This window comes from Bradyrhizobium sp. BR 1433, assembly GCF_051547665.1.
GTDB lineage: Bacteria > Pseudomonadota > Alphaproteobacteria > Rhizobiales > Xanthobacteraceae > Bradyrhizobium > Bradyrhizobium australafricanum.
Map to the genome: position 1 here is coordinate 2484832 of NZ_JBPUGG010000001.1, position 18227 is coordinate 2503058.

An 18227-nucleotide genomic window follows, 5' to 3' on the forward strand; every position below is an offset into this window, starting at 1 on the left:
CGCTCTTGCGGGGAGAGGGCTGGGGTGAGGGGCTGCATCCACAAAATCGGTGACAGACGGACTCGTGGTGAGCCCCCCTCACCCGGATCGCTGACGCGATCCGACCTCTCCCCGCAAGCGGGGCGAGGTGACGTGCGCGCGCGGTCGAAGGCGCTCAAGTGATGATCCGCCGTAATCCTAAGACGTAGATGCCCGGGACGAGCCCGGGCATGACGCAGCTTGAAGACGCTGAGGGCAACCGATCAGGCGTGCTTGACGTGCTTCTCGAGACCCGGATCGATCAGTTCGCCCTTCATCAGGAACAGCGGCGCCTTGTGATAGAGCTTCAGGTCGTTGAACGGGTCGGTGACGATCTTGGTCATCCAGACGAGGCCGGTCTCGACGTCGCGGATGAAGAACAAATGGATGGTGCGGAACAAGAGGCCGCCGATGCCGACCACGAGCCAGATCTTGGCCACCTGGCGGGTGAAGTCGCCCATCGTGACCCAGGGCTTGAACAGGCCGAACAGCGTCGGATCGAAGTACAGCACCATCGGCGACAGCGCCCAGATCGCCATCAGCACGACCTTGCGCTGCAGATTGTAGCCGACCTTGATGTCTTCCTTGTGCTCGTGGGTCGCCTGGTTGACGTGGTCGTAGCCCTTCGGCTCGAAGAAGAAGTGACCGGCCTGGCGCGAGGTCATCGAGACCAGCCAGCCGACCAGCGCCGACACGACCGGATCGAAGAACAGCATCACATAGGCGAACAGGAAGCTCAGCGCGCTGACGAAGTGCAGGCTCTGGTTGATCCGGCTGTGATGGTAGAAGCGATGGTCATCCCAACGCTGGGTACGCAGCTCTTGCAGGAAATTCTTGATCATTGGTTCCCCCAACATCTTTCGGAACAGGATTTACAGGGATTCGATGTATCGCGTGTGACATCATCATAATGACATATGACAATGCGGAGCGACGCCTTGACGCAACCGGAGCAGGGTCTCGCCTCATCCCGACAAAATCTGCGGAGATCAGGCGAAGGAGATTGTAGCCTCCCGGCTTGGGGTGCGCTGTGCGCTACCTCACCCGGGAGGAGCGGCGGGCTGGGCCGCCTGGCCGGGCCGCCTCAGGCGGCTTTGGCGACATCCGCCTTGCGGAAGCGGACCAGCGAGAAGTGGCCGAGCGGCGGAATCAGGCGCCGCTCCGCGAGCTCCATGCCGCGCGCGCCGGCGAGCCATTTGGTGTAGCGCGACCAGGCGAATTCGGCGGTCCGGAACCCGAGCGGGCGCACCACCGGCTGCAGCTTCTGCTCGATGAAGCGGCGCACGCCGGCATCGGCGCTGACGCGGGTCAGGATGATCAGTTCGCCGCCCGGACGCACCACGCGGGCGAACTCGTCGAGCGCGGCTTCCGGGTTCGGCACCGCCGACAGCACATACTGCGCCATCACCACGTCGAACGAATTGTCGGGGAATTCGAGCTTCTCGGCGTCCATCACCGCGAGGCCCTCGACATTCTTCAGACCCCGCTCCGCGACCCGCTTCTTGGCCTTCTCCAGCATCGCTTCCGAGATGTCGGTGCCGAAGATGCGGACGTTCTGGCTATAGAGCGGCAGCGAGATGCCGGTGCCGACGCCGACCTCGAGCACCCGGCCGCCGATCTTGTTGGTGGCCTGGATAGCGGCCTGCCGGCCCTTGCTGAACACACCGCCAAACACGAGGTCGTAGATCGGCGCCCAGCGGTCATAGGCCTGCTCGACCGTCTCGCGGTCGAAGTCCATGGAACGGTCGGCACCCAGCTTGATGATTTCAGCCATAGATCGTCTCTCGTCTCTCGTTCGATTGAGCTGTTAATTCGGAACCGCGCTGCGGCCGGCAACGCGGCGGGCGGGCCGCGGCGCACGGCTCGGCTGCAGCGTGGCCAGATTGCCGATGAACTGACGCGCACTGTTTTCCCAGGAACGCTCCAACGCAAAATTGCGGCAGTCCGCGCGCGACATCGTCAGCGCGCGCAGGCAGGCGCTGCGCAGGTCGTTGTCGATCGCGCCGATCGGATGGTTGGCGATGACGTCCTTCGGGCCGGTGACCGGGAATGCCGCGACCGGCGTGCCGCAGGCCAGCGCCTCGAGCTGCACGACGCCGAAGGTGTCGGTCAGGCTCGGGAACACGAAGACGTCGGCGGCGGCGAGGTGCGAGGTCAAATCCTGCCCCTTCTTCTCGCCGAGGAAAATCGCGTCGGGATATTTCTGTTCCAATGCCGCCCGTTGCGGGCCATCGCCGACCACGACCTTGGAGCCCGGCAGGTCCAGCGACAGGAAGGCGTCGAGGTTCTTCTCGACCGCGACGCGGCCCATGGTCATGAAGATCGGCCGCGGCAGATCGAGCACCGCCGGCTGGTCCGGATTGAAGATCCTGGTGTCGACGCCGCGGGTCCAGAAGCCCAGCCTGCGGAAGCCGCGCTCGGCGAGCTCGCTGCGCAGCGAGTTGGTCGCGACCATCGTCATCGACCCGGCGGCGTGGAAGTGGCGCAGCACCGCATAGCCGACGCTGTCGGGAATGCCGGTGCGAACCGAAACATATTCCGGGAAGCGCGTTGTATAGGACGTGGTGAAGGCGAGCTTGTTGCGCCGGCAATAGCCGCGCACCGCCCAGCCGATCGGCCCTTCGGTCGCGATGTGGATCGCCTCGGGCGCGGCCTCCTCGATCCGGCGCGCGATCTCGCGGCGGTTCGGCAGCGCCATGCGCAGGCCCGGATAGGTTGGCACGCCGACCGAGCGGAAACCGTCGGGAGTGAGGAATTCGATCTCGGCGCCGAGCGCGGCTGCGCTGCGCGCAAGCGACGTCAGCGTCCGGACCACGCCGTTAACTTGCGGATGCCAGGCATCGGTCGCAACGAGTATGCGCATTGCAGGAGATCCAAATCGTTAATCTTGATTCTGCTCGCACGACGTTCTGACATGGATGTTTCAAACGTATGACGTCATCGAAATGTTAGGTTGTTTTTCACGGCAAACGGCCGGTTTTTCGTGTAACGTGACAGCCAGATGTCAGAGCAGAGTGAAAATCCCGGCGCCAAGCGCCGCAGGCTCAGGAGACGAAACTCGTCGCTGCTGATCCTTGCGGCCGGCATGCTTGTGTTCGGCCTCGCCGTCGGCGCGCTGTATTACGCGCTGCGTCCGGTGACGCTCGCGATCGCGGTCGGCCCGACCGGCAGCGAGGACGTCAAGCTGATCCAGGGCTTCGCCCAGGTCTTTACGCACGACGGCAGCTCGGTGCGGCTGAAGCCGGTCACGACGCAGGGCTCCGCCGAGAGCATCGCACTGTTCACGGCGAACAAGGTCGACCTCGCGGTGGTGCGCGGCGACCTCGATCTGCCCGCGAGCGCCGAGTCGGTTGCGATCCTGCGCAAGAATGTCGTCGTGCTGTGGGCGCCCTCAGGCGCCAAGGGCAAGCGGCGGTCCACGAAGATCAAGAGCATCGACGACCTCGCCGGCCACAAGGTCGGCGTGGTCGGCAGCACCCAGGCCAATGTCACGCTGCTGCGCGTGATCCTGACCGAGTCCGGCGTCAACCCCGACAAGGTCGCGGTCAGCCAGTTCGCCGTCAACAAGATCGCCGACCTCGCGCGCGATCCCTCGCTCGATGCCTACATGACCGTCGGCCCGCTCGACAGCAAGGTGACGGCGGAAGCGATTACAGCGACGGCGGCTGCGCGCGGCGAGCCAGTCTTCCTCCCGGTCGATGTCTCGGAGGCAATCGCGCAGAAGCATCCGCGCTATGAGTCCGAGGAGATCGCCGGCAGCATCTTCTCCTCATCGCCGGCGCGGCCCGAGGACAAGGTCGAGACCGTCAGCGTCAATCACCTCATCATCGCGCAACATGCGCTGAGCGAGGCGACCGTCGGCGCGCTCGACCGGCAGTTGTTCACGCTGCGCCTCCAGGTCGCGCGCGATCTGCCGGCGGCGGCAAAGATCGAGAAGCCCGACACCGACAAGGACGCCGCGCTGCCGGCGCATCAGGGCGCGGCCGCCTATATCGACGGCACCGAGCGCACCTTCCTCGAAAAATACTCCGACTACATCTGGGGCGGCATCCTGCTGCTCTCCGGCCTCGGCTCGGCCGGCGCCTGGCTGCGCCACTACGTGAAGCGCGACGAGCGCGAGCACTACATCACCCATCGCGACAGTCTGCTGACCCTGATCTCGCAGGTGCGCGGCGCCGAGACGCCAGAACAGCTCGCGGCCATGCAGGGCGACGCGGATGCCCTGTTGCGCGAGGCGCTCGACTGCTACGACGACGGCGCGATCGAGGAAGGCGACCTCTCGGTGATCGGGCTGACGCTCGAGCAATTCCATCACGCCGTCTCCGACCGCCGCGCCGTGATCAACGGCGACAAGCCGGGCCTGCCGCGGATGCGCGCCGGCTAGAGCCTCGAGGTGCTTGGGTCAGGCGCGCCTGATGTCCGCTTGTCCGCAGTAGCGGCGAAATAGCGGACTTCGCCGGAGGTCGAAAAAGGGGCAACAGCAGACCTTCGCGGACGAGGCTTTTGCCCGTCGCGGGTAGGACGAAGCTCTCGCCTATACGCCAAACACTGGAACGTCAGTGCGATCTATCAGCGCCTCTGCGCCTTCGCTCGGTCGGAGCTCGGCGAAGTTCAATGCAGCATCAATGTCGTTCTCCCAGACTTCGCGCGGGAGATCGTACACCAGCTCCACACCGTAGCCGTTGGGATCATGAATATAGAGGCTGTGCGTCATCCCGTGGTCGATACGCCGGTCGAACTTCACGCCCTTGGCCTGAAGATACGAGAGCCGGCTTAGCCAAGCCTCGCGGGTCGGAAACGTAATCGCGATATGATTGATCGCGATTGGCAAGTCCCACATCTTCCATTCCGCGGGTGGCGGCGGCAGGTTCGGATTCTCCACGAGCGCAAGATCATGGTGATGGACGCCGCCGATGTCCGTGCCGCTATAGAACCACATTCTCGGGGTTGGCGGCTGGCCAGGCCGCGGCCGGAATTCACCAACTAGCCGTAATCCGACGACCTCGGTCCAGAACTGATGGCTCTCGTCCATGTTTCGAACGTTGAGCGCGATGTGGTTCACGCTAACCGGCGCAGCCGGCCGCTCGCCTGCTGTCTCCGCTGATTCCATGGCAACGTTTCCCTAGCGTTTTTCGGGCCTGACAAGGCTTCTGATGCTGCAATTTGTACCCCGTGCGCGACTGTACTGGTATGCTCCCCTGTCTGCTTTTCTTGCTCGATCGTCCGAGACGAAGAGGCGCCGCAATGGATGTTCTCTCAGATGTGCTGAAGACAGTGCGTCTGACCGGCGCTGTCTTCTTCGAACGCCATCTTCACGCGCCTTGGGTCGGTGAGTCACCGCCTTCGGCCTCCATCGCGTCGATGGTCATGCCGGAGGCCCAACATGTGATCAGCTTCCACGCCATCCTGTCGGGCAGTTGCTGGGCCGGATTAGCGGGCAATTCTGATTCGTCCATGCGCTTCAATGCGGGGGATATCGTCATCTACCCGATGGGTGATGCCAACGTCCTGAGCTCCGCGCCGGGCATGCGCGGCCTTCCTGACCTCCAGGATTATGCTCGGCCGAAAGATCGTCCCTTGCCGATCGTGACCCGTCTCGACAACGACAGCGCGGACTATTGCCACCTGGTTTGCGGCTATTTCGGCTGCGATGCGCGGCCGTTCAATCCGTTGCTCGAAGCGCTGCCTCGCATGCTGCTCAGCCAAATGTCTGCTGCAGCACAGGGCTGGTTATCCAACCTGCTTCGGCTCGCAGCCGAAGAGGCCGGTCGCGGCGGCGCCGGTAGTGAAAGTTTGCTCGCCAGGCTTGCCGAGCTGATGTTCGTCGAAGTCGTCCGCCAGCACATCATCCAGCTCCCTGAAGATTCGAAGGGTTGGCTGTCCGGGCTAAAGCACCGACAGGTTGGACATGCGCTGCGGCTCATCCACGGGAATCCGGAAAAGCCGTGGACGCTCGCTGAACTTGCTCGCGAAGTCGGCCTTTCGCGATCAGTCTTTGCCGATCGTTTCGCGCACTATGTCGGTGTTTCGCCGATGCATTATCTCGGCCGCTGGCGCATGCAACTCGCAGTCCGACATCTGGCCATCCCAGGCATCAGCGTTGCACAGGTGGGAGCGGAGGTCGGTTACGAATCCGAGGCAGCCTTCAACCGCGCCTTCAAGAAACATGTTGGCGTACCACCGGGTTCATGGCGAAGAGGCAAATCATCGCCAGCTCCCGAATGAGTTTATGCTATTCGACCGTGCTTTCGAGCGAATTGCACACCGGTTCGCGTGAAGCGAAGTCTCACACCGCAAGCGGCACGCTGATATCAATTGCACCGAGATCAATGTTCGGATTGCGCGCACCGGCACGCTCCGCCATGTTGCGCGCGATCGCAATGCTGCCGACGGCACCACGATGCTCGCCTCCGCCATGGCCGACCTGCCCGCGCCGTTCGTGCTCGCGGTTGCCTTCGCCGGCGTCTTTCTGATCGCTTTCATGAAGGGCGCGTTCGGCGGCGGCTTTGCCATCGTCGGCATCCCGCTGCTGTCGCTGGCGATGGACCCGATCGCGGCGGGCGCGCTGCTGGCGCCGTTGTTCGTGGTCATGGACATCACCGCGCTGCGGTTCTGGCGCCCGAGCACGTGGTCGCGCATCGACCTCGCGATGCTGCTGCCGGCGCTCGTCGTCGGCATCGGCATCGGCTATTTCGTACTGCGCGATCTCGACCGGCATGCCGTCGAGATCGTGATGGGCGTGGTGACGCTGGTGTTCGCCGCGCTATGGTTTCTCGGCGGCGGCGAGATCAAGCCGCGTCCGCGATCGACATTCAAGGCGACGTTCGCCGGCCTGTCCTCCGGCGTCACCACGATGGTGGCGCATTCGGGCGGGCCGCCGCTCGCGATCTATCTGTTGCCGCTCGGCATGTCGAAGACGCTCTACGCCGGCACCACCAGCCTGTTCTTCACGGTCGGCAACCTCTTGAAGGCAGGCCCGTGGCTCGTGCTCGCCACGCCGTCGCGCAGCCTGTGGATGCTGATGGCGCTTTGCGTGCCGGCGGTGCCGGTCGGCGTCTCGGCCGGATGGCGGCTGCACGAACGTCTCGACCAGCGCGCGCTGTACCGCGCCTGCTACGCCATTCTGGTCATTACCGCCGCCAAGTTGTTGTGGGACGGATTGGCCGGATATCTCAGCTCCTGAACAGCGAAAGTGCTGGCTCCTCGTCAGGAGGATTGCCTGCTGCGGACGGCGTTCGCGGCAACGGCGAGAGGCGCAATGTCCTGGCGCGTCGCGGCCGCGTCGTCCGGCGCAAGGCGCTCGCGCGCCACGAAGGAGAAGCGGCTGCGCAGCTTCAGGATCGGCTTCTCGATCCAGTGCCAGGAGAACGCCGCGAACAGCGTGATCAGCAGCAGCGCAATCGCGAACTGAACGATCACGGGCGCGTGCGGCAGCCATACCCGCACCACCTGCTGCACCGGAAAGCCGTAGAGATAGATGCCGTAGGAATAGTCGCCGCGCGAGATCAGCGGCAGCCGCGGCAGCTTCGAGACACCGAGATAGGCGGTGATATAGACCAGCGCCGGGGCGATCAGCAGATCGAGCACCGGCTGGCTCATCCAGTCCGCCGGACCGAGCAGTGCGGCGCCCGCGCAGAGCGCGCAGCACGCGGCGAGAAGCCATCCGTTGTAGGGAATGCGGTCACGATAGAGATAGATCGCGATGCCGAGCATGAACGCGACCGGCAGCTTCGCGCCGCGTCCGAGGAACGGCGCCGTGCTGAAGATCCGGTCATGCAGCGTGCCAGCGATCCCGGCGGGCAGTTGCGAGGGTTGCGCGCTATGCCCGGTGAGTGCGAGCGCAAGGCCGATGCCGATCAGCACGAGCGCACCGAGCACGATGACCGGCGGCTTGCGCAGCAGGCCGAACAGGATGAACACCGTCATCAGCGCGTAGCAGCCATATTCGAACGGCACCGTCCACAGCGAGCTGTTGACCTCCGGCGCGGGATTTCCGCTGAACACGCCGGGCAGGACGTAGTTCACGAGGCCGATGATGTTGGTGAAATATTTGTAGGTGCCGAAGTTGGTGAAATAGTCCGACAGCGGCAGCGCGGTGAAGATCGGCCCGAGGATCAGTGCCGACAGCACGATCTCGACCGCAAGCGCCGGAATGATCCGCATGCCGCGATTGGTGAGAAATTCCTTTAGGGAGAGCCGCAGGCCGCTCGCCGCGATCAGAAAGCCGCTCAGCGCGAAAAACATCACGAGAATGGCGTAGTGCGGAAACCAGGCGATCCACGCCTGCTCGCCGTCGCCACTGCCGCTCGCGACATAGGGCGCGTGGGCGGCGACGACGGAAATCGCCAGTGCGATACGGAGAAAATCGAACCCGGGGCCGAAGCCCTTCTGCCGATCCAGCATGCTGCCGATCGTGTGCCCCAGCATCATTTCCACTCCATTCCGAAACAATGCGCTGGGACAGCAAGCACCGTGCCAGGAAGACTGTCTTGCGGCGGGACACCCCCTTCCCGGCAACCCGGCCTTAACCGTGCGACGAAACACGCACGAAACAATTCCCTAACGGCACGAAACCATTTTGGCGATTTCGTGCAAACGTCCTGAAACGCCTCACCTGTACTGCTTTGACCCAACGACGCGCCGGAACTGGCGCGCAGGGCGCAAACAACAGGGGTCGACAATGTTCAATTCCATCAAGCTGAACTCACGTCTCGCTGCCGCCGCCTTCGGTGCGCTGGCGATTGGCACCGTCGCTTTTTCGAATTCCGCCGCGGCCGCTCCGCTGCCGATGTTCCCCTTCATCCTGACGCCGCCGACCGAGGCCGTGCAGCCGCCGGTGCAGTCGATGCCGCAGGCGCAGGAGGAAGACCGTTCGGTTGAGTTGCCCGCCCGCCTGCGCCGCCAGGTCGTCGCCTATCCGACGCGCGAGGCGCCCGGCACCATCATCATCGACACCCCGCACACCTATCTCTATCTCGTGCTCGGCAACGGCCAGGCCATGCGCTACGGCATCGGCATCGGCCGCGACGGCTTCACCTGGTCGGGCACCCAGACCATCACCAAGAAGGCAGAGTGGCCGGATTGGACGCCCCCGCCGGAAATGATCGCCCGCCAGCCCTATCTGCCGCGCCACATGGCCGGCGGCCCCGGCAATCCGCTCGGCGCCCGCGCCATGTATCTCGGCGGCACCATCTACCGCATCCACGGCACCAACGCGCCGGAGACGATCGGCACCCGCGTGTCCTCCGGTTGCCTGCGCCTGACCAATGCAGATGTCTCCGACCTCTATTCGCGGGTCAGCGTCGGCACCAAGGTGATCGTGCTGCCGATGACCGACCGCCGCGCCGATCTCGGCTCGGCCGTCCGCTAAGCCCCTCCCCTCCAAGGCGTCCTTGATAAAGGCGTCCTCGACCACGGCTCCGGCATTCTAGTGCCGGGGCCGTTGTCGCGTTCATCAACCTTAACGCCTTCCGCCCCTGAAGCAGCTTGATCCCGCCACACTGGCGCCCTCGTCGGGGGGCCTGTACAAGCCGTCAAGTTGATTTTCATCCGGGGGAATGATGCGTCTACCGATGCATCCAAGGACGATAGCGGTCGGGACCGCGGTGGTGCTGGTCTCGTTCGTGATCAGCCTCAAGGCAATGGACTGGCTCGCGCCGAGCGTCACCGTGCAGAAGCCGAAGCTCGCAGAGCTGCCGCCGCTGCCGCAGGCGCCGCGTTCCTCGACGATCGTGGCGCAGGTCTCGGTCGCGCTGTCGGCGATCCGCGACGCCGCCGAACGCGGCGCGCCGAAGACGTTCGGCGGCAAGGCCGACAACCCGGTCCAGCAAATCCTGCAAAACGCCGACATCGGCTGGACCGCATCGCGCGGGCCGATCGCGGCCACCGGCGCGCAGGACGTGCTGACGCTGACCACCCCGATCAACGGCACGCTCAAGGTCACCGGCGCGTTGTCCGCCAAGGCAACCGGCGCGGTCAACGACGCGCTCGGCAGCCTGCTCGGCGGCAATGTCGCCAAGCAGATCGGCGCCGTGAACATCAAGAACATCAACGCCAACGCCGAGATCAAGGGCAACGTCACGCTCACCGCGCGGCCGAAGCTCGGCGCATCCTGGCGGATCGAGCCGAACCTGCAGGCACAGGTCAATCTCGGCGACACCAGCCTGTCGACGGCCGGCGTCCGCATCAGCGTGCCGGCCCAGGTCAAGCCTGTCATCGACAAGGCGGTCGCCGACCAGATTTCTGTGGTCGAGGCCCGATTGCACAACGACCCGGTGTTCCAGAACAACGCCCGCACGCAATGGGCCAAGGCCTGCCGCTCGATCCCGCTGCAAGGCACCGGCGGCACCACCTCGATGCCGCCGATGTGGCTCGAGCTGCGACCGACCCGCGCGATCGCCGCGCAGCCGAAGGTCGATGCGTCCTCGCTGATCCTGACGATGGGGATCGAGGCCGAAACGCGGATCACGGAGGCGCAGACCACCCCGAACTGCCCGTTCCCCGAAAAACTCTCGATCGTGCCGCCGATGCCGAGCCAGGTCGCGATCGGCCTGCCTGTCGACCTGTCCTTCACCACGCTGAGCCAGCTGGTCGAGGCGCAGCTCAAGGGCAAGACCTTCCCCGAGGACGGCTCCGGTCCGGTCAACGTGACGGTCAAGAGCGCGAGCATCGCCGCCTCCGGCGACCGGCTTCTTATCTCGCTCCTGGTGCACGCCAAGGAGAAGGCCAGCTGGTTCGGGCTGGGCGCCGAGGCGACCGTGCACATCTGGGCCGGCCGCGGCTCGACCAGCCGTCGCAGACGCTGCGGCTGACCGACGTCGAGCTGGCGGTGGAATCCGAGGCCGCGTTCGGCCTGCTCGGCGCCGCCGCGCGCGCGGCGATCCCGCACATGCAGCAGACCCTCAACGACCGGCTGGTGGTCGACCTGAAGCCATTCGCGACCAACGCGCAGCGCAAGGTCGCCGCCGCCATCGCCGACCTGCAGAAGAACGAGGAAGGCATTCGCGTCGACGCCGAGGTCAACAGCATCCGGCTTGCCGGGATCGACTTCGATTCCAAGACGTTGCGGGTGATCGTGGAAACCGACGGCACCATCAAGGCCGCCGTCACCGCGTTACCGGCGCTGTAGGACACTGCCCGAGCGGATTGCTCTCTTACCTCGCCCCGCTTGCGGGGAGAGGTCGGATTGCGAAGCAATCCGGGTGAGGGGGTACAGGTCTCACGACAATCGCCACCCGTGGATAAGGCCCCTCACCCCAACCCTCTCCCCGCGAAGAGCGGGGAGAGGGGAACACTTGCCGCGCGCATGCTCAAAAAGTCGTCTTTGCGACGGCTTGTCGCAGCGGCTGAACGCCCCGGTGGAAGCAACCCTCAACGAAAAAGTCAGGGAGAAAAACACGATGAAAACACTCTTGGCCGCAGCGGCGGCCGGCCTCGCGCTCGCGGTCTCAGCGACCGCGGCGAACGCCCAGATCTCCGACGACGTCGTCAAGATCGGCGTGCTCACCGACATGTCGAGCCTCTATGCGGACGCCACCGGCAAGGGCTCGGTCGCCGCCGTCGAGATGGCGGTCGCCGATTACGGCGGCAAGGTGAAAGGCAAGCCGGTGCAGGTGATCGCAGCCGATCACCAGAACAAGCCCGACGTCGGCGTCAACATCGCACGCAACTGGTACGACAACGACAAGGTCGACGCGATCCTCGACGTGCCGACCTCGTCGGTCGCATTGCCGATCTCGGCGCTGACGCGCGAGAAGAACAAGATCCACATCAATTCCGGCGGCGGCTCCTCCGATATCACCGGCACCGCCTGCTCGCCCAACACGGTGCACTGGACCTACGACACCTATGCGCTATCGAACGTCGCCGGCAAGGCGATGGTCAAGCGCGGCGAGGACACCTGGTTCTTCGTCACCGCCGACTACGCCTTCGGCATGGCGCTGGAACGCGATGCCGCCAATGTCGTCAAGGAGAGCGGCGGCAAGGTGCTGGGCGACGTGCGTCATCCGCTCAACTCGTCGGACTTCTCGTCCTTCCTGCTGCAGGCGCAGGCCTCCAAGGCCAAGGTCGTGGCGCTGGCGAATGCCGGCGGCGACACCACCAACGCGCTGAAGCAGGCTTCCGAGTTCGGCCTGACCCAGGGCGGCCAGAAGATGATCGCGCTGCTGCAGGAGATCACCGACACGCATTCGCTCGGCATCAAGGCCACCCAGGGCCTGATCGTCACCGACGCCTTCTATTGGGACATGAACGATGAGACGCGCGCCTTCTCGAAGCGCTTCAACGAGAAGGTCGGCCACATGCCGACCATGATCCAGGCCGGCCTCTATTCGGCAACCATGCATTACCTGAAGGCGATCGAGGCTATCGGCACCGACGAGGCGCCGAAGGTGATGGCCCAGATGCGCGCCACGCCGGTCAACGACTTCTTCGCCAAGAACGGCCAGCATCCGGATCGACGGCCGCATGGTGCACGACATGTATCTGTTCGAGGTCAAGAAGCCCGAGGAATCCAAGGGCGAGTGGGACCTCTACAAGCTGATCGCCACCGTGCCCGGCGACGAGGCGTTCCGCCCGCTCGACAAGGGCGGCTGTCCGCTGGTGAAGTCGAACTGACGGCTACGCCACACCGGATCGCATCCAGCGATGCGATCCGGCCTCTCCGCGCAAGCCGGGGCGAAAGTCACTGCAAGCATTAGGCCTGGAAGACCCGCAGCGTTGCGATCTGGAATGGACGCAGCGCCAGGCGGCATCCCCGATCCTCGGTCGGCAAGGCCTCGATGCGGTCTTCCAGGGTGTTGCTGATCCACACCGACGCGATGTCGACGCCGAAATCGAGCGCCGCGGCGGTGCGAATGCCGGCGCTCTCGTAAAGCCGCACCACCCAGCCGTCTCCATCCTCGGCGGGCTTGATCGTATCGACGATCACGTTGGCCGGAGACGCGGTCAGGAGCGATCGTCGCAACAGCGCGCCAGGGCGCCCTTTGGTCCACAGCACCGGACGCTCGAACCGCAAGGCGCGCCCGACCGTGTCCGCGCTGCGCCAGTCGCCGTGGTGGGGATAGATCGCATAGCGCATCCGGTGCCGCCCGATATCGGCCTGCGGATCAGGCAATTCGGAGCCGCGCAGCAGCGTCAGCGCGAGCTGGTTGCCGAACGCCGAATAGCCGTGACGGCAGTCGCTGAACAGCGACACGCCGAAATCCGGCTCGGCGAGATCGGCCCAACGATGCCCGGGCACCTCGTACTTGGCCGCATCGGCATCCGCGTTGGCATGCGTCGGCCGCTCGGTTGCGCCGAACATGGTTTCATAGGTTGCGTTCGATGCACGGCAGGCCACCGGGAACATGACCTTCAGCGCCGTCTTGCGCTCCTGCCAATCGACCGTGGTTTCGAATTCGAGATGATCGGCGCCGGCATCGAGGCGGATCACCTGCGCGAGCCGGCTCGCGCGTCCGAGCCCGCGCTCGAAACGGACTTCGCCGCGCAGTCCGCCATCCGACAGCACGGCGCAGCTCACATCTCCTGTCACCTCGCGCGCGGTCTCCAGCGCGAACGGATCGATATCCCATGCCTCGAAATCGAGCGGCCGGTCATCGAGCAGCAGCAGCCGGGCTGCCGGCGATGCGAAGGTCTCGCGGCCGGTCGCAACATGCAGCAGCGACCGAACGAGCCCGCTGCGATCAATGCGCGCTTCGAGCCGCGCGTTCGACAGCACGAAGCCGTCCAAATCGGCGGCGACCACCACGCGATCGTCGGTCGTCGTCGTTTCACCCACCGCAAACGGCGCGGCGACGATGTGACGAAGCTCGCCGTCGGGGTCGGACGCGACCTCGGCGCGCGCGCAGCCCAGCGTGTTGACGGGTGTCCAATTGCCGTCTTCGGGATCGCACAGTGTCGCCAGCACGGCTTGCGTGCGACGCCCGGCCTCCTCCGCCACGCCAGCGAGTTCGACCTCCGCACGTTCATAGACCTCGCGGATGCTGCTGCCGGGAATGATGTCGTGGAACTGGTTGACCAGCAGCGTGCGCCACAGCGCTTCGATCTCCTGTGCTGACGGTGCCGGTTGCCGGCAGGCAGCCGCGACAGTGGTCACGAATTCGAGTGCCTGAAGGCCGGCCTCGCAAGCGCGGTTGAGGCGCTTGGTCTCGGCCTGCGTGGTGTAGGTGCCGCGATGATATTCGAGATAGAGCTCGCCCTCGATCGTCGCCAGATCCGGCGCTGATATCGCCAGGCGGTCGAAGAACTCGTCGACGGAGCGAATCTGGATTCGCGGCAGCCCCTGCAAGTCCCTTGCGCGCTGCAACGTCTCGAGCATCGTCTCGTCGGCACCGCCGCCGCCGTCGCCATAGCCGAACAGATAGAGTGCGTCGGACGAACGGTCGGCGTCCTTGTAATTGGCGGCGTGATAGCGGAGCTCCGCGACCTGCACCGATCCGTTATAGGTGTCCGCCGGGGGAAATGCGCGAGCACCGTGCTGCCGTCCAGTCCGCGCCAATGGAAGCTGTGATGCGGCGGTGAGGTGAACTTGTTCCACGACAGCTTCTGGGTCAGGAAGCGCGACATCCCCGCCGACTGCATCAGCTGCGGCAGCTGGGCGTCGTAGCCGAACACGTCGGGATTCCAGAACACGCTGGAGCGCGCACCGAACGTTCGCTCGAAATAGCGCTGACCATAGAGGAACTGCCGGCAGATCAACTCGCCCCACGGCAGATTGCAGTCCGGCTCGATCCAGCTGCCGCCGACCGGAATCGATTGGCCGGCGGCGGCCTTGGCGCGAATTCGGGCGAACAGGTCAGGGTCATTCTGCTCGATGACGGCATACTGATAGGCCTGCGAGCAGGCGAACTTGAAATCGGGATAGCGTTCCATCAGCGCCACCGCCGTGGAAAAGCTGCGTTGTGCCTTGCGCCGGGTTTCCGCCAGCGGCCACAGCCATGCCGTGTCGAGATGGGCGTGGCCGATCGCCGACATCTCGTGGGTGACGCTGCCATTTCGTGCCGCGAGCAGGCCATCGAGGATCGCCCGCGCCGCCGACCATGTCGCGCGATCGTCGGGATCGGTGATGTTGCAGATGCGGTTGAGATCGTGCAGCAGGCGCCCCGCCCAGGTCCGATCCAGCGCCGGCTGCGCCGTCTCGCCGACAGCGCCGTATGACCTCGACTTTGTCGTGGGATCGCGGTCAGCCTCGAGCTGGCGCAGCACCTCATAGTCGAAATAGAATGCCGTGGCCTCGGAATCGAAGCGGCGCAGCTCGCAGGCGACCAGCGCGTAGGCCTGCGGATCGCTCCAGAACGCACCGAACAGGCCGTTGCAGGCCACCTCCACATGGAAGCTGATCGTCTCCCCGCCGCTCGCCGACTGAACGAGCGGCGCGGTGTGGCGGCCGGGATTGAGACCCTGCGAGGAACGTCCGTTGAGCCAAAGCAGCGCTTCCGAGCGGCTGTCCCAATACAGATCCACGCGCGTGCCGGCCCAGGCCTGCGGCACCTCGGCCACGACCTGCACCCAATAAGTCGCCCATAGCGGTCCCAGCGTCTCGCCCAACGGGACCGGCCGATAATCGAGCTTGAGCGCCTCCTCGAGGCTGATCCGCTCGGTGGGACCGGCAAGCGCGAGCGAAGTGACCGGCACGCGGTCGGCATGAATCTTCTGTTGCAGCCGCTCCGCAAAGCCTGCCAACCGGCGCCGCGTGTATTGCGGGTAGCGGCCGCGAATCCGGGCTACCGCGGGATTGCCGCCATCGCGCTCCCTGTCATTCATCGGATTCTTCAGTCATTTGACGAATGATCAGGTAAGGGTTGATGATGATTGCGACGCGCTGTCCGAATTGGATCGCCTAACCTACTCCCTACACTCTTCCCAAATTTTATCCATCCGGCCAGCAAAAAGCGCGCCCGGCAGCAACCGGACGCGCTCTTCTCTTGCAGGGGACGCGACGCGTTAGTCGGTCGAATACTTGAATTCCGGCATCGCCTTCAGCTCATCCTTGCTCGCATTGAACACGGCGTGATCCGGATACCAGGGATTCGGCTTCGACGTCGCCGCCGCAGGCGCGGCGCCCGTGGTGGTCGTCTTGCTGGTGCTGCCAGCGCCGGTGTTCGAGGCGCCGGTATAGGCGATCGGCTCGCTCACGAACTTCACCTTGTCGATCGGGACCGCGACCAGGTGCTCGCCGACGCCAAGGAAGCCACCGACGCCGATCACGACCGCCTTGATTGTACCGCCCTTCTCCATCAGCAGATCATTGATCGAGCCGACGCTTTCATTGGCGTCGTTGTACACGCTAAGGCCGACGACCTTCGACGCGCGCCAGTTGCCCTTGAATGAATCCGGCGACGTGGCTGACGTGGCTGACGTCGACGCCGCAGGAGACATCTTGTCGCCCTTGTCGGTTGGCGTCTGCGCAACGGCGACGGTCGCAAGCAGCGCGGTGCCGGCGAGGCCGGCGATGATGGATTTGACCAACATTGATGGCTCTCCTCTCGCAAAATCGATGCTGGGAAAACCCGTCATCTTCGCAACCGTTCCTAACGGACCTGCGCTCAAAAGCCGCTTGGATGGCCGAGGAACAGGGTGAGGACCTTTCAGCGCATGGAACGCTGCGCCGCTTGACGAGAGCGATCGTGATCTCACAAGTGAGCTTGCGGTTGAGCCTCACGACTGCGCCGGACGCGCAGTCCATGATGTGACGATGTTTGGCTCACTAAGTCGTCCCGGCGAACCGCGCTGCACAAGCCGCGCGCTCGCCCCGGCGACCGCATCATCGATCGACGAGCGTCGTCATGCGCGCATGTTGGCGCGCGCTCAGAAGCCGCCCCAATAGGGCGGCACGCCGTAGAAGCGATGCAGCTCGACTTCCTGCGAGCGATCGCCCCAATCGAAATCCTTGTCGGCACGGAACGACGGCGCGCGCTTCAGCTCCTCGTCCTCGATGTCGAGCTCATAGGCCTCGAACTTCGGGTTGTAGTGCAGCCGGCCCCAGGGCAGCGGGATCAAATTGGTTCCAATGCCCAGGAAGCCACCGAAGCTCAACACCGCGTACGATACCTTGCCCGAGATCTTGTCGATCATCAGCCGCTCGATATGGCCGATCATGTCGCCATTGGCCCGGCGCACCGCCGTCCCCTCGACCCGGTCGCTTGCAATGAGCTGATGCGGCCTGGTCCCGACCTCGACAGCCATCTCACCCTCCTTGACCTGAAAGGGAAATAACGCGTCGCCGGGGTAACGGGTTCCGCCCCGGATGCGACAGCCGCCCTGCCCTTTCTCCGGCTGCCATGGCGGCCAGGGGCCGATGCGCTGTCCCGGGAGGGTTCTGCCCGCATTCCGGGGCATCAGGATTGATGAAAGAACGATAACTTTTCTCCCTGCCGCCGACCTGTTAACCCGGATAGCCGGGCAAGATTTCAGACACACACTGAAACAAAATTCCTGAGCCGCTTTCCCCAGATCACGGACAAAAGATCGGTATGACCCAGGCTGCGCCCAATATCCTTGTCGTCGAGGACGACCGCGAGACGCGGTCCCTTATCGCAAAATATCTCCGTACCAATTCTTGTCATGTCACGACCGCCTCCGACGGCCGCGAGATGGCCAAGGCGATGACCGACCACCGCGTGGATCTGTTGGTGCTCGACGTCATGCTGCCCGGCGAGGACGGCCTCAGCCTGTGCCGCAAGGTGCGGGCGGAATCGCAGACGCCGATCATCATGCTGACCGCGCGCGGCGAGGACGTCGACCGCATCCTCGGCCTCGAGATGGGCGCCGACGATTACCTGGCAAAGCCGTTCAACCCGCGCGAGCTGCTGGCGCGGATCAACGCGGTGCTGCGCCGGCAGGCCGCCGCGCGCAACGCCAGCGCGATCGAGGGCGCGACCACGCTGACCTTCCTCGGCTGGCGTATCGACATCCGCCTGCGCGAGCTGCGCAACCCCGAAGGCGCACGCGTCGCCATGACCAGCGCCGAGTTCGACCTGTTGCGCACCTTCTGCGAGCGGCCCGGCCGCGTGCTGTCGCGCGACAGCCTGCTCGACCTGACCCAGGGCCGCAGCGCCGGCTCGTTCGAACGTTCGATCGACGTGCTGGTCAGCCGCATCCGCCGCAAGATCGAGCCCGATCCGCAGGAAGCCACCATGATCAAGACAGTGCGTTCCGGCGGCTATGTGTTCACGCCGAGGGTGGAGGCGGTTGCCGCCACGAACAATTGA

The 18227-nt window shown here is 64.8% G+C and carries 13 protein-coding genes and 3 pseudogenes; 7 read left to right on the forward strand and 9 right to left on the reverse strand.

Features of this window, described 5'->3' with window-relative positions; translation table 11 throughout:
* Positions 1-242 precede the first annotated feature (242 nt).
* The 3 genes from ACSKB9_RS12490 to ACSKB9_RS12500 form a co-directional block, all read right to left on the reverse strand.
* Positions 243-860: a hypothetical protein gene (locus tag ACSKB9_RS12490; protein WP_057014961.1), complete on the reverse strand. Its 618-nt coding sequence runs from the start codon at positions 858-860 to the stop codon at positions 243-245.
* Between the two features lie 242 nt (positions 861-1102).
* Entirely contained in the window at positions 1103-1792 is a 690-nt protein-coding gene (locus ACSKB9_RS12495) for a class I SAM-dependent methyltransferase (protein ID WP_028332588.1), read from the reverse strand.
* A 33-nt stretch (positions 1793-1825) separates the two neighbouring features.
* A complete protein-coding gene (locus ACSKB9_RS12500) occupies positions 1826-2881 on the reverse strand; it encodes a glycosyltransferase family 4 protein (RefSeq protein ID WP_438073468.1) in 1056 nt (351 codons plus the stop codon).
* Positions 2882-3019: 138 nt separating this feature from the next.
* On the opposite strand from ACSKB9_RS12500, the gene ACSKB9_RS12505 reads away from it, so the two are divergent.
* Positions 3020-4402, forward strand: coding sequence for a TAXI family TRAP transporter solute-binding subunit (locus ACSKB9_RS12505; RefSeq protein ID WP_438073470.1), 1383 nt, complete (start codon positions 3020-3022; stop codon positions 4400-4402).
* Positions 4403-4552: 150 nt separating this feature from the next.
* Here ACSKB9_RS12505 and ACSKB9_RS12510 read toward each other — a convergent pair whose 3' ends face one another.
* Positions 4553-5128, reverse strand: a complete 576-nt coding sequence (locus ACSKB9_RS12510) for a VOC family protein (protein WP_438073472.1) — start codon at positions 5126-5128, stop codon at positions 4553-4555.
* A gap of 134 nt (positions 5129-5262) precedes the next feature.
* Between ACSKB9_RS12510 and ACSKB9_RS12515 the strand changes: the two genes are divergently transcribed.
* Both ACSKB9_RS12515 and ACSKB9_RS12520 read left to right on the forward strand, forming a co-directional pair.
* Positions 5263-6243 (forward strand): AraC family transcriptional regulator, encoded by a 981-nt coding sequence (locus tag ACSKB9_RS12515; RefSeq protein WP_438073474.1) that lies wholly within the window; start codon positions 5263-5265, stop codon positions 6241-6243.
* 175 nt (positions 6244-6418) lie between these two features.
* Positions 6419-7201, forward strand: a complete 783-nt coding sequence (locus ACSKB9_RS12520; RefSeq protein WP_438073476.1) for a sulfite exporter TauE/SafE family protein — start codon at positions 6419-6421, stop codon at positions 7199-7201.
* 23 nt (positions 7202-7224) lie between these two features.
* Here ACSKB9_RS12520 and ACSKB9_RS12525 read toward each other — a convergent pair whose 3' ends face one another.
* Entirely contained in the window at positions 7225-8448 is a 1224-nt protein-coding gene (locus ACSKB9_RS12525) for an acyltransferase family protein (RefSeq protein WP_438073477.1), read from the reverse strand.
* A 250-nt stretch (positions 8449-8698) separates the two neighbouring features.
* On the opposite strand from ACSKB9_RS12525, the gene ACSKB9_RS12530 reads away from it, so the two are divergent.
* The 3 genes and pseudogenes from ACSKB9_RS12530 to ACSKB9_RS12540 all read left to right on the forward strand — a co-directional run bounded on the left by ACSKB9_RS12530 (position 8699) and on the right by ACSKB9_RS12540 (position 12633).
* Positions 8699-9388: a L,D-transpeptidase gene (locus tag ACSKB9_RS12530; RefSeq protein WP_168857511.1), complete on the forward strand. Its 690-nt coding sequence runs from the start codon at positions 8699-8701 to the stop codon at positions 9386-9388.
* A gap of 190 nt (positions 9389-9578) precedes the next feature.
* A pseudogene (locus ACSKB9_RS12535) lies at positions 9579-11146 on the forward strand (DUF4403 family protein).
* Positions 11147-11417: 271 nt separating this feature from the next.
* Positions 11418-12633 (forward strand): annotated as a pseudogene (locus ACSKB9_RS12540) (ABC transporter substrate-binding protein).
* A gap of 79 nt (positions 12634-12712) precedes the next feature.
* Here ACSKB9_RS12540 and ACSKB9_RS12545 read toward each other — a convergent pair.
* The 4 genes and pseudogenes from ACSKB9_RS12545 to ACSKB9_RS12560 form a co-directional block, all read right to left on the reverse strand.
* The gene (locus ACSKB9_RS12545; protein WP_438080175.1) at positions 12713-13096 is read right to left on the reverse strand and encodes a glycosyl hydrolase-related protein; all 384 of its coding nucleotides are present in this window, start codon (positions 13094-13096) and stop codon (positions 12713-12715) included.
* Between the two features lie 33 nt (positions 13097-13129).
* Positions 13130-15780: pseudogene (locus tag ACSKB9_RS12550) on the reverse strand (alpha-mannosidase); the annotation flags it as partial.
* Positions 15781-15960: 180 nt separating this feature from the next.
* Positions 15961-16488, reverse strand: coding sequence for a PRC-barrel domain-containing protein (locus ACSKB9_RS12555; protein ID WP_028332597.1), 528 nt, complete (start codon positions 16486-16488; stop codon positions 15961-15963).
* Between the two features lie 336 nt (positions 16489-16824).
* On the reverse strand, positions 16825-17202 hold the full coding sequence (locus ACSKB9_RS12560; RefSeq protein ID WP_028332598.1) for a PRC-barrel domain-containing protein: 378 nt from the start codon (positions 17200-17202) through the stop codon (positions 16825-16827).
* A 287-nt stretch (positions 17203-17489) separates the two neighbouring features.
* On the opposite strand from ACSKB9_RS12560, the gene ACSKB9_RS12565 reads away from it, so the two are divergent.
* Positions 17490-18227 carry a response regulator gene (locus tag ACSKB9_RS12565; protein WP_018273044.1) on the forward strand — a complete coding sequence of 246 codons (738 nt, stop codon included), beginning with the start codon at positions 17490-17492 and terminating at the stop codon, positions 18225-18227.